Annotated in this window: 9 protein-coding genes; 3 read left to right on the forward strand and 6 right to left on the reverse strand. The window is 65.1% G+C overall.

Translation table 11 applies throughout. The features are described 5' to 3' along the window. Window positions 1–59: 59 nt before the first annotated feature. Complete coding sequence (locus QRM60_RS07695) at window positions 60–1,655, reverse strand: NAD(P)/FAD-dependent oxidoreductase (protein WP_285445898.1); 1,596 nt, start codon at window positions 1,653–1,655, stop codon at window positions 60–62. A gap of 351 nt (window positions 1,656–2,006) precedes the next feature. Between QRM60_RS07695 and QRM60_RS07700 the strand changes: the two genes are divergently transcribed. The 3 genes from QRM60_RS07700 (at window position 2,007) to QRM60_RS07710 (ending at window position 8,885) form a co-directional block, all read left to right on the forward strand. Beyond that, on the forward strand, window positions 2,007–4,106 hold the full coding sequence (locus QRM60_RS07700) for a M13-type metalloendopeptidase (RefSeq protein ID WP_285445923.1): 2,100 nt from the start codon (window positions 2,007–2,009) through the stop codon (window positions 4,104–4,106). Between the two features lie 476 nt (window positions 4,107–4,582). Further along, window positions 4,583–6,688 carry a M13 family metallopeptidase gene (locus QRM60_RS07705; protein ID WP_103699989.1) on the forward strand — a complete coding sequence of 702 codons (2,106 nt, stop codon included), beginning with the start codon at window positions 4,583–4,585 and terminating at the stop codon, window positions 6,686–6,688. Between the two features lie 184 nt (window positions 6,689–6,872). Then, on the forward strand, window positions 6,873–8,885 hold the full coding sequence (locus QRM60_RS07710; protein WP_259175852.1) for a M13 family metallopeptidase: 2,013 nt from the start codon (window positions 6,873–6,875) through the stop codon (window positions 8,883–8,885). 210 nt (window positions 8,886–9,095) lie between these two features. On the opposite strand, the gene QRM60_RS07715 is transcribed toward QRM60_RS07710, so the two are convergent. The 5 genes from QRM60_RS07715 to QRM60_RS07735 all read right to left on the reverse strand — a co-directional run bounded on the left by QRM60_RS07715 (window position 9,096) and on the right by QRM60_RS07735 (window position 14,291). Next, window positions 9,096–9,779 (reverse strand): rhomboid family intramembrane serine protease, encoded by a 684-nt coding sequence (locus QRM60_RS07715; protein ID WP_029216918.1) that lies wholly within the window; start codon window positions 9,777–9,779, stop codon window positions 9,096–9,098. Between the two features lie 44 nt (window positions 9,780–9,823). Further along, the gene (locus tag QRM60_RS07720; RefSeq protein WP_285445899.1) at window positions 9,824–10,222 is read right to left on the reverse strand and encodes an MGMT family protein; all 399 of its coding nucleotides are present in this window, start codon (window positions 10,220–10,222) and stop codon (window positions 9,824–9,826) included. Between the two features lie 203 nt (window positions 10,223–10,425). Next, window positions 10,426–11,796: a glutathione-disulfide reductase gene (gorA, locus tag QRM60_RS07725; protein WP_115530739.1), complete on the reverse strand. Its 1,371-nt coding sequence runs from the start codon at window positions 11,794–11,796 to the stop codon at window positions 10,426–10,428. After that, window positions 11,793–13,043, reverse strand: coding sequence for an FAD-dependent oxidoreductase (locus QRM60_RS07730; protein ID WP_285445900.1), 1,251 nt, complete (start codon window positions 13,041–13,043; stop codon window positions 11,793–11,795). The genes gorA and QRM60_RS07730 overlap by 4 nt, the downstream gene beginning before the upstream one ends. 3 nt (window positions 13,044–13,046) lie before the next feature. Further along, window positions 13,047–14,291 carry a DUF418 domain-containing protein gene (locus tag QRM60_RS07735; RefSeq protein ID WP_115530741.1) on the reverse strand — a complete coding sequence of 415 codons (1,245 nt, stop codon included), beginning with the start codon at window positions 14,289–14,291 and terminating at the stop codon, window positions 13,047–13,049. Window positions 14,292–14,336 lie beyond the last annotated feature (45 nt).

Here is a 14,336-nt window from a genome sequence, read left to right on the forward strand (position 1 = left end):
CTCTCCAAGGCTCCGGTTTCCGGAGCCTTCTTTTTTGGGGTGCTGCAACTCGCAACCTATCAATGCCCCAAAATCACCCGCGCCGCATTATGTCCAGGCGCTCCCGTCACCCCACCGCCGGGATGCGCGCCCGATCCACATAGGTAGAGCCCGGGGACGGCGCCGCGGTAGCCGCCCTGCCCCAACATCGGGCGTGCGGAAAACAGCTGATTGAGACTGAGTGCGCCGTGGAAGATATCGCCGCCTATCAGGCCGAAGATGCGTTCCAGGTCGAGCGGAGACAGCACCTGGCGGCCGAGCACCGATGCGGCGAATCCGGGGGCGTACTGCTCCACCGTCGCGATCATCAGATCGGCCACTTCCTCACGGTGGTCATCCCAGTGCCGTCCGTCTGGCAACACCGGGGCCACGTGCTGACAGAACAGGCTGGCCACATGCTGGCCGGCAGGCGCCAGACTGGCATCCAGGGTGCTGGGAATCAGTAATTCCACCACCGGCGCGCGCGACCAGCCGAACGCGCGCGCGTCCTGCCAGGCACGGTCCATGTAGTCCAGGCTGGGCGCGAGAATGATGCCGGCGGTGAGGTGCTCGCCTGCCCCCGGCAATGCGCTGAAATCGGGGAGGCGCGCGAGCGCCACATTCATCCGAAACGTGCCTGATCCGCAGCGGTAATGCGCCATGCGTTCGCGGGTGTCCATTGGCACATCCTGCGATTGCATCAGGCGCTCATACAGCAGCTTTGGGTTGACGTTGGCCACCACCGCACGCGCGCGCAGTGTTTCGCCACCGGTGGTGACGACGCCCACCGCACGCCCTTCCTCCACCAGCACCTGGACGACCGCACAGCCTGTGCGGATCTGCGCACCCGCTGCACGCGCGCTGGCCGCCATGGCTTGGGTGATCGCGCCCATGCCGCCGATGGCGTGGCCCCAGGCGCCCTTGACGCCGTTGCTCTGCCCGAACACGTGATGCAACAACACGTACGCCGTGCCTGGCGCGTAAGGGCTGGCGTAGTTGCCGACAATGCCGTCGAAGCCGAAGAGCGCCTTGATCGGCGCGCTTTCGAACCAGCGATCCAGGTACTCGGCTGCGGAAATGGTGAACAGGTCGAGCAGGTCCTGCCGCAACGCGAGCGGTAATTCCTTTAGCTGCAGCCCCACCTTGCCGGCGCGCCACAGCTGCGGCAGCGCGCGCAGCCAGCCACCCTCGGTGACATCGGGCGGCGGCTCTAAGGCCAACGCACGCAAGACATCGGCCAGCTGTTCCAGGCGCGCCTCGTAAGCTGGCAGTGCAGCGGCGTCGCGTGCGGAAAATTTGGCTACTTCCATCGCGGTGCGGCCCGCGCCGGCCAACAGATACTCGCCATTGGGCAGTGGCAGGAAGTTGTTGATACGGCGCGCAACCACCTGCAAGCCGTGCTGCTCCAGGGCGAGATCGGCAATGACCTTGGGCTGCAGCAACGAGACCGTGTAGGCCGCCACCGAGTTGCGAAACCCGGGATGAAACTCTTCGGTGACCGCCGCGCCGCCAACCACATCGCGCGCCTCCAGTACCAGCACCCGTTTGCCCGCCTTGGCCAGGTAGGCGGCGCACACCAGGCCGTTGTGGCCGGCGCCGATGATCAGTGCATCCAACGGTGCGGAAGCGGTAGGCATGCGCGTGTATATAGCACCGCGCGCGCAGCTGGACCATTCAGGCGCTCATCGCGATCAAGGGGTTCCACGAAGTCACGGGAATCGATGGTCAGGCCAAGGAGCACAACACGCGCCAACGCCGCAACGCAGGACGCGGAACCACCGAATGCCGGCCGTGTGCACCGCCCTTGTGCACCACGGCTGCACCGAAGGTCACAAAGGGCCAGCCCCTCTGGACATTGCCTACCCATGACCTTCGACACCATGCGTGCTGTCATACAGAAAGGTAGAGTGCCGCCACGGCTCCGCTGTGACGGGGCTTCCCAATTGACTGTTGCTCCTGGAGCCTTTGTGATTCGTACCCCTCATCTATTGACGCTGTCCCTGGCCGTCGCCGCCGCGCTGAGCGGCTGCGAGAAGCCCGAAGACGCCGCACCGGCCACCGCGCCTGATGCCGCTGCCAGCGCGGCCGCCGCACCCAAGACGCTGACCCTGGACCAGAGCAAGCTGCCGGCGGTGAATCAGTTCACTGCGGCCGATCTGGATCCCAACGGCAATGCCTGTACCGATCTGAACGCCTACGCCAACGCCAAGTTCCTGGCTGCCAACCCGGTGCCGGGCGACCGCACCAGCTGGGGCGCGTTCGAAATGCTCGACGAGCGCTCCAACGCGATCCAGCAGCAGCTGGCCGAACAGGCCGCTGCAGACACCGGTGCCACCGGCGTCGAAAAGATCGTCGGCGACCTGTGGTCCACCGGCATGGACGAAGCCAAGATCAACGCCCAGGGCATCGAGCCGCTGAAGCCGGACCTGGCCGCCATCGACGCCATCAGCGACCAGGCCAAGCTGGTCGACTATCTGCGCAGCAGCGCGGCCAAGGGCAACAACGAGCTCTTCAGCTTCGGCGCGGAAGCGGACTTCAAGAAGTCCAGCCAGAACATCGCCTATGCGATGCAGGGTGGCCTGGGTCTGCCGGACCCGGAGTACTACACCAGCGCCGGCAACAAGGCCAAGCTGGACGCCTACCAGGCGCACGTCGCCAAGGTGCTGGAACTGTCTGGCGTTGCCGCCGCCGATGCCACCGCGCAGGCCAAGCAGGTCGTCGCGTTCGAAACCCGCCTGGCCAAGGTCTCCAAGACCAGCACGCAGATGTCGCGCGATGCCTCGCTCGCCTATAACCCGATCTCGCCGGCCGATGCCGACAAGCTGACCCCGAACTGGTCGTGGACCGAGTTCTTCAAGTCGCAGGGCGTGGCTACGCCGGAGATGTTCTCGCTGGCAATCCCGGCCTTCCATCAGGAAGTGAGCAAGATGATCGCCGACACCGACCCGGCCATCTGGCGCGCTTACCTGCGCTTCCACACCGTCGACGGTGCCTCGCCGTACCTGAGCCAGCCGTTCGTGGATGAGAGCTTCGCGTTCTACAACAAGACCATGCGCGGCCAGAAGGAAATCAAGCCGCGCTGGAAGCGCGTGCTGGCCACCATCAACAGCCAGGCCGGCGAAACGCTGGGCCAGATGTACGTCAAGGTCGCCTTCCCGGGCGATTCCAAGGCCAAGATGGAAACCCTGGTGACCAATCTGCGCACCGCACTGAAGGCGCGCATCGAAAAGCTCGACTGGATGAGCCCGGAGACCAAGACCAAGGCGATCGCCAAGTGGGAAAGCTTCACGCCCAAGATCGGCTACCCGGAAAAGTGGCGTGAATGGAACGGCCTGAGCACCAGCCGTGATAGCTACCTGGGCAACGTGATGGCGGCATCCGAGTTCAACTACAAGTGGAATCTGTCCAAGATCGGCAAGCCGGTGGACAAGACCGAATGGGGCATGAGCCCGCAGACCGTCAACGCGTACTACAACCCGCTGCAGAACGAGATCGTGTTCCCGGCCGCCATCCTGCAGCCGCCGTTCTTCGACCCCAATGCGCCGGAGGAAATGAACTACGGCGGCATCGGTGCGGTGATCGGGCATGAGATGACCCACGGCTACGACGACCAGGGCAGCCGCTTCGGTGCCGATGGCAACTTCATCGCCGATCCGGGTTGGTGGACGCAGAAGGATCTGGACGCGTTCAAAGCACGCACCGGCAAGCTGGTGGCGCAGTTCGACGGCTACCGCACGCCGGCAGGCGACAAGGTCAAGGGCGACCTGACCCTGGGCGAGAACATCGCCGACCTGGGCGGCCTCAACACCGCCTATGACGCAATGAAGACCGCCACCGCCGGCAAGGACGACCCCAAGAGCGACGGCATCACCCGCGACCAGCGCTTCTTCCTCAACTGGGCCACGGTGTGGCGTCGTAACTTTACCCCGGAAGAATTGGTGGTGCGCCTGAAGACCGACCCGCACGCGCCGGCCAACTTCCGCGCCATCGGCGCGCCGTCGAACATGCCGGCATTTGCCGCCGCATTCTCGTGCAAGGCGGGCGATGCGATGGTGCGTCAAGGCGATCAGCAGGTTGTGATCTGGTAATCGCGCAACCGTGTTAAGAGAAAGCGGCGATCTTCGGGTCGCCGCTTTTTTTGTGCGTGCTGTGGCGCCGTTGGCGGGCGTGCAACCTCGTTATTCCGCGCTGGCAGTGCAAATGCCTCAATTGAAAGTCGGCACGTCACTTCGGCAACCAATCTCGCTGCAACGCTCTCGGGAGTGCTTTACCAGGCACGCTCAAGACAAGCGCTTGTACAGCACTGACATTGATTGCCATTGCAGCATCCAGTCACTGGATGCGCTTCAACCAATCTCGCTGCAACGCTCTCGGGAGTGCTTTACCAGGCACGCTCAAGACAAGCGCTTGTACAGCACTGACATTGATTGCCATTGCAGCATCCAGTCACTGGATGCGCTTCGTGAACCGCTATCGCCTGACCAAGCTCAACAAACCTCAATCCCGGCGTTCGCAAGGCCGCGTCCGCTTATGCTCGGCATCCATCTCCTCGCCGATGCCAGACATGCCCTTGCTCAAGACCTCCACCCTTGCCCTGGCCCTGCTGGTGGCCCTGCCCGGCTGCAAGCGCGCCTCCGATGCAGAGAGCGCCCCTGCATCGGCCGCCACTGCAGCGCCTGCCGCGCCGCCCGCCACGGCAGCGGACACACCCGCATTCGACATCAGCGAGCTGGGCCCTGCAGCCAGCGCGTGCCAAAACCTGGACGAGTTCGTCAATGGCGCCTGGGCCAAGGCCAATCCGATTCCGGCCGACCACACCAGCTGGGGCATCGACGAACTCCTGACTGAAAAAAGCCTGCTGATCCAACGCGAGCTGCTTGAAGCCGCGGCGAAACAGGCCGGTACACAAGCCCCATCGCTGGAACAAAAAATCGGCGCGCTGTATGCGTCCGGCATGGACGAGGCCGCAATCGAAGCCGCCGGTGCCAAGCCGATCCAGCCGCAGCTGGATAAGATCGCCGCATTGCACTCCGGCAAAGATGTCGCTGCCTACATCATCAGCCGGCATGGCGAAGGCGACGCACAGGTCTTTGCGTTCGGTGCCGGTGCAGATTTCCACAATGCCGACCAGCAGATTGCGTTTACACAGGAAGGTGGCCTTGGCCTGCCAACCAAGGACTACTACACGGGTGCGGAGCACGCGCCGATCCGCGCAGCCTACCTTGCCTACATCGCCAAATCGTTCGAACTCACCGGCACCCCTGCCGCGCTGGCCACGACACAGGCAAACGACGTGCTTGCGCTCGAAACGCGCCTGGCTGCCGCATCGCTGGCCCCCGTGGACGCGCGTGAACCAAAGAACCAATACCGCCTGGTCACCCTCGCCGAGGCGGACAAGCTCACTCCGCACTTTCCGTGGGAGGATTTTTTCGCCACCCAAGGCGTACCGGTCGGCAGCGGCTTCTCGCTCGCGCAGCCACGGTTTTTTGCCGCGTTCGATCAGGCATTGGCCAGCGCGCCCATTGCGCAGTGGCAGGCCTACCTACGCTTCCATGCGATCGATGACGCATCCACGCGCTTGAGCAAGGCATTTGCCGATAATCGCTTTGCGTTCTATGGCAAGACGCTGTCCGGGCAGCCAGAGCAGCTGCCGCGCTGGAAGCGCGTGCTGCGTTCGGTCAACGGCGCAATGGGCGAAGGCGTTGGGCAGCTCTATGTGGCCAAGGTGTTCACGCCAGATGCCAAGCAACGCGCCAGCGAACTGGTCGACAACGTTCGCGCGGCGCTCAAGACACGTATCGAACAGGTCGACTGGATGAGTGCTGAGACCAAGGCCAAAGCCTTGGCCAAGTGGCAGACCTTCCTGCCCAAGATCGGCTATCCGGACACCTGGCGTGACTGGTCGGGGTTGCAGATCACACCCGGCGACTATTACGGCAACCTGCAGGCGGCGGACACGTTCAATTATCGCTACGACATTGCGCAGATCGGCAAACCCACCGATCGCGGCCGTTGGTCGATGACGCCGCAGACGGTCAACGCGTATTACGACCCGATGACCAATTCGATCAACTTTCCTGCGGCGATCCTGCAGCCTCCGTATTTCGATGCCACTGCCGACGATGCGTTGAACTACGGCGGTATCGGCGCGGTGATCGGTCACGAGGCCACCCATGGGTTCGACGATCAGGGCAGCCAGTTCGATGGTGCAGGCAACAACGTCAACTGGTGGACGGCAGACGATCGGCGCAAGTTCGACCAACGCAGCAACCAGTTGGTCAAACAGTTCGATGCGTATGCGCCCCTGCCCAGCCATCCGACCCTGCACGTCAACGGCAAACTCACCCTTGGCGAGAACATCGCCGACCTGGGCGGCACCAACGTTGCCTATGACGCGTTGCAGACCGCCTTGCAGCAGCATCCGGAACGGGCCAAGGCCATCGACGGCTACAGCCCCGACCAGCGCTTTTTCCTTGCCTTCGCCCGCAGCTGGCGTCAACGCGTCCGTGATCAACAACAGATGGTCTATCTGGCGTCGGACCCGCACGCGCCAGCCAAGCTACGCGCCATCGCATCACCGTCGAACATGCCGCAGTTCGCCACCGCCTTCGCCTGCAAGCCGGGCGATGCAATGGTGCGCCCGGAGAAAGACCGCGTGGTGATCTGGTAATTCGATGCAGGCACCGTCTGCAATCGCTTCCAGTACCAACGCATCACGCACAGGCCCGCACCCGCGGGCCTGTCGCGTTCATGCCAGCGAGCGCTCGCACGGACGAACGGCCGCTGCCGCCTGCCTGCGCGAGGCGCAGCCTTGCTAAACTCCGCCGACTTCAATCTGGCCACCCTTCGTCTCGATGCCCACCATTCGTCCGCTTGCCCTCGCTCTTGGCTTCAGCCTGATCACGCTGTTGTCCGCCCCCGACGCCGACGCCGCTCGCAAGAAGAAGGCAGCCCCCAAGGCCCCGGCTGTGCCGGCCGCCTGCACCGATTTCTACGATTACGCCAATGCCGGTTGGCTCAAGAGCAACCCGGTGCCGCAGGCTGGCGCGGTCACCGCGCTGGGCCAGCTGTCCGACCGCGCCCTGCAGCAGCAGCGCGAGCTGCTGGATGCGGCGATGAACAGCCCGCAGGGCAATGTGCAGAAGCTGCTGGGCGATTTCTGGGCCAGCGGCCTGGATGAGGCCGCCGTGGAAAAGGATGGCTCCAATCCCATCGCCCCGTTGCTGTCGCGCATCGATGCGATCAAGAAGGCCAAGGATGTGCCCGCTTCGATCGCCGCGCTGCACCAGGTCGGTATCCCGGTCGGCTTCAACTTCGGCCCGGACGTGGACCTGAAGGCGCTCGACCGCCACATCGGTTACTTCATGCAGGGCGGCATGGGCATGCCGGATCCGGCGTTCTACACCCGCACCGACGCCGATACCCAGGCGCTGATGGGCCGCTACCGCGCCTACGTCAAGCAGATCCTGGCGCTGACCGGCACCCCGGCCGACAAGCTCGATGCCGATGCGGCCTCGGTGTTGCAGATCGAAACCGCACTGGCGCGCAGCGCGCAGTCCGTGCAGGGCATCAACAACCCGTTCAACAACTACGCGCCGATCGCCACCAAGGAGCTGACCAAGCAGTACAAGAACCTGCGCCTGGGCGACTTCCTCGAGGCCCAGGGCGTCAAGGACGACCTGGTGTCGATGGCCGACCCGGCGATGTTCAAGCAGCTCGACAGCATGATCGTCAGCATCAAGCCCGAGCAGTGGAAGGCCTACCTGCGCTGGCGCGTGGGCGATGCCATGGCGCCGTACCTGTCCAAGAGCTTCCATGACGCCGAATACCAGTTCCGCGGCCGCTTGCTGCGCGGCGACGCGTTGCCGCCGCAGCGCTGGCAGCAGGTGCTCGATGCCATCAACGTGGCCGCCGGCCCGATGCTCGGCCGCGAGTACGTGAGCCGTTACCTCAGCAGCGACACCCGCCGCCAGGCCGAAGCCATCGCCGACCAGATCCGCGATGCGCAGCTGGCCGCGCTGGAGCGCACCGGCTGGGGCAATGGCGAGGTCATCGCCGAAGCCAAGGCCAAGCTGAGCGCAATGAAGATCGAAGTGGGCGCACCGCGCCGCGACCTCGACTACACCGTGCAGCCGATGGGCCGTGGCAGCTTCGGCGGCAACATGCTGATCGCCTCCACCTGGCGTCACCGGGAAGAAATGAAGCGCATCGGCAAGGGCAACGCCGACCGCCGTTGGGACGTGCTGCCGCAGCAGCCGGCCCTGGCCTACGACATCGCACAGAACCGCCTGATCATCACCGCTGCGGTGCTGCAGCCGCCGGTCTTGAGCACCGGCGCCACGCCGGCCGCGCAATACGGTGCCTACGGCGCGCTGGTGGCGCATGAAATGACGCGTGCCATCGATGCCAAGGGCGCACTGGTCGATGCCAAGGGCGAACTGCGCAGCTGGTGGACGCCCGCCGAAAAGAGCAGCTGGACGCTGCTGACCGGCAAGGTGGCCAACCAGTACGGTGCCTACGCCTACCCGGGTGTGCCCAATACCAAGGTCAATGGCGCGCAGACCGCCGAAGAAAACCTGGCCGATCTGGCCGGCGTGGAGCTGGCATGGCAGGCCTTCAGCAAGGCGCAGCCGGCGGCAACGCAGGCCGACAAGCAGGCCTTCTTCACCGCCTGGGCCGGCCTGTGGGCGCAGCAGCTGTCACCGAACGAAGCGGTGCAGCGGGCCAGTGCGGACATCCGTGCACCTGGCCAGTGGCGCACCAACGGCCCGCTGTCCAACTTGCCGGAGTTCGGCGCCACCTTCAGCTGCAAGCCGGGCCAGCCGATGCAGCGTGTGGATGCAGACCAGTTGAAGATCTGGCGCTGAGTTAGCGCGAAGCATCATCGGCAGCAATGAAGAGAGCGCGGAATCCGCGCTCTTTTTTTGTCTGGCGTTTGAACCGTCGCGTTGCTCACCACCGCCAAGCACGCTTTGTAGGAGCGGCCTTGGCCGCGATGGGGCCTTACCGATGACAGGCCATCGCGGCCAAGGCCGCTCCTACAGGTTCACAGCGCACCTGCCATAGCGTCGCTTGATTCAGCGCACCACACGCAGCGGCGGCTTGCGCCCCTTGCCGCGCTTGCCACCAAACGGCGGCTGGCCGCGCCAGTGGCGGATCAACAACCACCCGAACAGCATGCCGCCCAGGTGCGCAAAGTGGGCAACGCCCGGCTGCCAGCCGGTGGCACCAAGCAGCAGCTCGATCGCACCGAACACGATCACGAAGGTCCGTGCCTTCATCGGGATCGGCGGAAACAGCAGCATCACCCGCTGGTTCGGGAACAGCATGCCGTAGGCGAGCAACAAGCCGAACACCCCGCCAGACGCGCCCAGCACCGGTGCCCCGCTCTGGGTGAACCAGGCCATCAGCAGCTGGCACACGCCGGCGCCGGCCACACACACGAGGTAATACGTCAGGAATCGCTTCTGGCCCCAGGTCTGTTCCAGCGGCGCGCCGAACATGAAGAGCGCCAGCATGTTGAAGAACAGATGGTTGAACCCGCCATGCAGAAACGCATAGGTCAGCAGTTGCCACGGCATGAAGCTGGCGCCCGGCGAGAACGCATCGAAGCCATTGGAGAGCGGCCACAACATCAGCGGCGACAGGGCTGCATCGGACGGCAGCAGGCCGGCACCCAGGTCACCCAGCGCCCATTGCAGGATGAACATGCCGAGATTGGCGATCAGCAGGGCTTTGGTGACGGGCGGCAGTTGGGGCAGCATGGCGGCATCCTTCGGGACTGCCGCTCATCATAACGGCAGGCTTATGAAGGACCCCACACGGCCGCATCCAGCCGTTGCGCTGCAGTGGCACGCCGTACCCTGCCCCGCTCCACCAGCACGCCTTCGGAACGCAATCGCTGGCATTGCGCTTGGTAGCCGGCAGAGCCCTCCGGCAGCGCGATGCGCCCGTCGCTGCGCAGCACCCGATGCCAGGGCAACGCTGCATCCTGGTTGCTGCTCAACAGCTTAGCCACCAGGCGCGCACGCCCTGGCAGACCCGCACGCATCGCCACTTCCCCGTAGCCTGCAACCTCGCCCGCGGGAATGGCGCGGATCACGTCCAGAATCCGCAGCCGAACCTGCTCGGCAGTGCGCGTGGTGGAGACGTCACCGGCGTGCGAGCCGGCGAGACGAGTCTTGGAGGGGCGAGGTGACGGCATGCGCGGATGATGCCATCCGGAGGCAATGCGCGTCAGGCCAGCTGCGCGCTCGTGTGATAAGGCACCACACACCATCGGACAACAACGCCTTGCTGGCTGCTGAGAGACGTGCAGCTTTGCCCAGAGCAACAACGTGCCGGGCCTGACCTCTGCGCTGATTGCCACGCTGCGACCCGCAAACGCATGCCGCCAGCATGCAGCGCTCAATGCATCAACACAATTTCTTCCGATGAGGTGGGATGAATCGCCACGGTCTCGTCGAAGTCGCGCTTGGTGGCGCCCATTTTGACCGCCACCGCAAAGCCCTGCAGCATCTCGTCGGCGCTTTCGCCGAGCAGGTGCACGCCGACCACGCGCTCTTCCTCGCCCACGCACACCAGCTTGAACACGCTGCGCTGCGGCGCATCGGCCAATGCGTGCAGCATCGGGCGGAAGTTGCTGCGGTACACGCGCACCGCACCGTCGTAGCGCTCACGCGCCTGCTCTTCGGTGAGGCCCACCGCACCCAGCGGCGGGTGCGAAAACACCACGCTGGGCACGTTGTCGTAATCCATGCGCGCATCCGGCTGACCACCGAACAGGCGATCCATCAACTTGCGCCCGGCCGCGATCGCCACCGGCGTCAGCCCGACCTTGCCGCCCACATCGCCAACCGCATGGATGTTGGGCACGTTGGTGGTCTGGCCGTCGTCCACGACGATTTCGCCCTTCTTGCCGAGTTCCACGCCAAGCGCTTCCAGGCCAAGCCCGGCGGTGTTGGCACGGCGGCCAATTGCAAAGAAAACCTGGTCAAAGACATCGTTGCCCAGCTCGCCCGGATGTGCGCTGTGGCCACGCATGCGCAGCTTGCCCGCCTCATCGCGCTGCACACCGGTGGTGCGGAAACCGAAGTGCAGGCGCACACCGAGATGGCGCAGGTTATCGGCCAGCTGCAACGTGAGTTCGGCGTCGAAGCGTTCCAGCAACCGCTCGCCCTGCACGAACAGATGCACGCGGCTGCCAAGCGCCTGCAACAGCCCCGCAATCTCCACCGCGATATAGCCGCCGCCCACGATGGCCACGTGGTCCGGCGCATGGCAGAGGTTGAAGAAGTCGTCGGACACATGACCATGCTCGGCGCCCTCCACGTGCGGGCGCAATGGATGCGCACCTGTGGCAATGACGATGTGCTCGGCAGTGACGGGCACGCCGTCGGCGCCCATCAAGGTATGCCGGTCCTGCAACACGCCACGCTGCGGGATCAGCACCACACCATCATCGTCGAGGCGGCGCCGGTAACTGGCGTGGATGTTGCCGATGTAGCCCTGCCGGTGGGTGACCAATTCCTGCCAGGTCAAGGTTGGGCGCACCACATCAAACCCGAGTGCACCGGCCAGTTCGATCTTGCTCGCCAGATCGGCCGCCAACCACATCGCCTTCTTCGGCACGCAACCGAGATTGACGCAGGTTCCGCCGAGCTCGCCCGGCTCCATGATCGCCACGCGCGCGCCATGCTTGGCTGCGCGGAACGCTGCGGCAAGACCACCGGAGCCACCGCCCAGCACCACCACGTCGTAGTCGTAACGTGCGCTCATGCAAAACGCTCTGCGCGGTAGGGATGCGGGTCCAGCGCGGGTGCGCGCCCGGTGATCAGGTCGGCCATCAGTTGTCCACTTGCAGTACTCATGCTGATGCCGAGCATGCCATGGCCGGCCGCGAGCCAGACGTGAGGACTGCGCGGCACCGCGCCCAACACCGGCACATCGTCCCAGGTCATCGGGCGCCATCCATACCAGCGTTCGATTTCGACAGGGCCTTTCGGCGCATGCAGGAATTGCGCTGCCGCGCGCTCCAGCGCGGCCAGGCGGGTCGCGTTGAGCTGGCTGTTGTGGCCGGAGAATTCCATGGTGCTGCCGATCCGCAGGCGGTCGCGCCATGGCACCACGAACACCCAACGGTCCTTCAGCACCACCGGGCGTTTTGGCATCTGCGCCGGCGCGCTATAGGTGATCGAATAGCCCTTGCCGGCCTGCACCGGCAGCCGTAGCGCCAGTTGTGCAGCAAGTTGCGGCGACCACGGCCCGGTGGCGATCACCACCTCGCGCGCATGCAGTTGTCCGTGCGCGGTGTGCAGGCACACGCCCTGCGCATCCGGACGCACGGCGTGCACACGGCAGTGTTCCTGGATCACGCCGCCACGTGCGCGCAGCACGCGTGCCAGCTCGGCGGTGTAGCGTTCGGGGCGCAGATGCGCATCGCCGGGGAAGTGGATCGCGCCGGCAATACCCTGGCGAAAGGCGGGGTCGTCCCGCACATAGTCTTCGCCATCGATAGCGTGTGCCTGGATGCCCCACTGCGCCAACGCTGCGCATTCGGCACGGTAATGTTCGAACCTGCGCGCATCGCCGAATACATAGTCCAAGCCATCGCTGCGGAATTCGCAGTCCAGCCCGTCGCGTTCGATCCAGTGGGCAAGCCGCAGGCGTGCATCGTGTAGCAGCGCAGCGCGCGCCTGCACGCTGGCCCGCCAATCGCGCTGGTTGCAGCGCCGTGCAAAGCGCCATAACCAACGCCACAGCGTGGGATCCAGCCGCGGCGGGATATACAGCGGCGCATCCGGCGTCAACATCCATTTCAGCGCCTGGCCAAGCATGCCCGGCGCTGCCAGCGGCGGTGCATGGCTGGGCGTGATGGTGCCGCAGTTGCCATACGACGTTGCCCCGCCGATCGCGCCGGCATCAAGCACCTGCACCTGGCGGCCGGCACCGACCAACGCACGCGCAGTGGCCAGCCCGATCGCACCGGCACCGATCACCACCACATCCACGCGTGCGTTGCTCATGCGTCAGCCCGCAGCGCCAGCATGACGCCGCAGTGGCGGCACCTGCAGGTAGGTCACGCAGCGCCACAGCCACTCCACCGGGCCGAAGCGGAACCAGCGCAACCATAGGTGGCTCAGTGCCACCTGCACTGCGAAAACCAGCAGCGCAAATGGCGGTTGCCAGGCACGTGGCAACTGTTCGAAATAGCTCAGGCCATAGCCGTAGAAGATGCTCGTACACAGCAGCGACTGCAGCAGATAGTTGCTCAAGGCCATGCGCCCGGCCGGTGCCAGCCAGCGCAGCTGCGCTGCAAAACGCATCACCCAGGCCGCATAGCCCAGGCACATCATCGCCCCGCCCAGCAGTGCCAGCGCGAACGCCAACGACAGCCGCAGATCCAGCCGGGCCGGATCCATCCACGGCTCTAGCCGGTAGCTCACCAGCATCAACGCCAGACCCAGTGGCAACACGCCGTAACGCAGCCAACCGAACAGACGCACAAAGCGCTCGGGCGCGGCAATCGCGCCGCTGCGCACAAACCAGCCACCCAGCAGGAACATCCCGAGCATGGCCGGGCCGTTGATGGTCAGCGCGCTCAAGGCCTCGCGCAGATCGTGCCAACGCTGCACGGTGGCCTGCACATAGGTGCCGCTGCCCAGCGCACTGCGCTGCGCCTGCACGTTGGCCACCGCCTGCTGCGCCACCTCGCGCATCGCCACGTTCCACTCGGCCGCGGCGGCGGGATCCGCCTGGGCCAGCGCGCCCACCGCGCCATAGAGCAGGATCAACCCCGGCGCACACAGGTACACGAACACCGCAAACCACGGCAGCGTGGCCGTGGGCACGGAGCGGGTGGCCAGCAACAGCAGCGCCAGCAGCGCATAGGTCACCAGCACATCGCCCGACCACAGCAGCACCGCATGGGCAAGACCGATCACCAGCAGGCCGGCACTGCGGCGCAGATACATGCCCAGGAACGGGCGCTGCGCCTGCTGGGCGCGTTGCGCCATCACCGCAAACCCCATGCCGAACAACAGCGAGAACAAGGTGTAGAACTTGCCCTGCACAAACACATAAGTCAGCGCATCGACCACGCGGTCCAGGCCATGCCAGTGCGGATCGACGCCGGTCACCGCCAGGTCCAGCGGGCCGACGAAGCCTTCGATGTTCATCAGCAAGATGCCCAGCAGCGCGAAACCGCGCAGCACATCCAGCACCGCAATCCGCTCGGTCGCGGCAATTGGCAACAATACAGAACGCTCGGTCATCGAAACCTGGGTAACGGCAGGCGGCACAGCAGGTCGCACAATGCA

The sequence above is a fragment of the Xanthomonas sp. fls2-241-TYG-148 genome, assembly GCF_030208815.1.
Lineage (GTDB): Bacteria > Pseudomonadota > Gammaproteobacteria > Xanthomonadales > Xanthomonadaceae > Xanthomonas > Xanthomonas campestris.

Excerpts from the sequence above, each read along its gene's own strand:
- QRM60_RS07735 (WP_115530741.1), bottom strand. The coding sequence starts at position 14,291 with ATGACCGAGCGTTCTGTATTGTTGCCAATTGCCGCGACCGAGCGGATT.
- gorA (WP_115530739.1), bottom strand. The coding sequence starts at position 11,796 with ATGAGCGCACGTTACGACTACGACGTGGTGGTGCTGGGCGGTGGCTCC.
- QRM60_RS07720 (WP_285445899.1), bottom strand. The coding sequence starts at position 10,222 with ATGCCGTCACCTCGCCCCTCCAAGACTCGTCTCGCCGGCTCGCACGCC.
- QRM60_RS07705 (WP_103699989.1), top strand. The coding sequence starts at position 4,583 with ATGCCCTTGCTCAAGACCTCCACCCTTGCCCTGGCCCTGCTGGTGGCC.
- QRM60_RS07730 (WP_285445900.1), bottom strand. The coding sequence starts at position 13,043 with ATGAGCAACGCACGCGTGGATGTGGTGGTGATCGGTGCCGGTGCGATC.
- QRM60_RS07710 (WP_259175852.1), top strand. The coding sequence starts at position 6,873 with ATGCCCACCATTCGTCCGCTTGCCCTCGCTCTTGGCTTCAGCCTGATC.
- QRM60_RS07695 (WP_285445898.1), bottom strand. The coding sequence starts at position 1,655 with ATGCCTACCGCTTCCGCACCGTTGGATGCACTGATCATCGGCGCCGGC.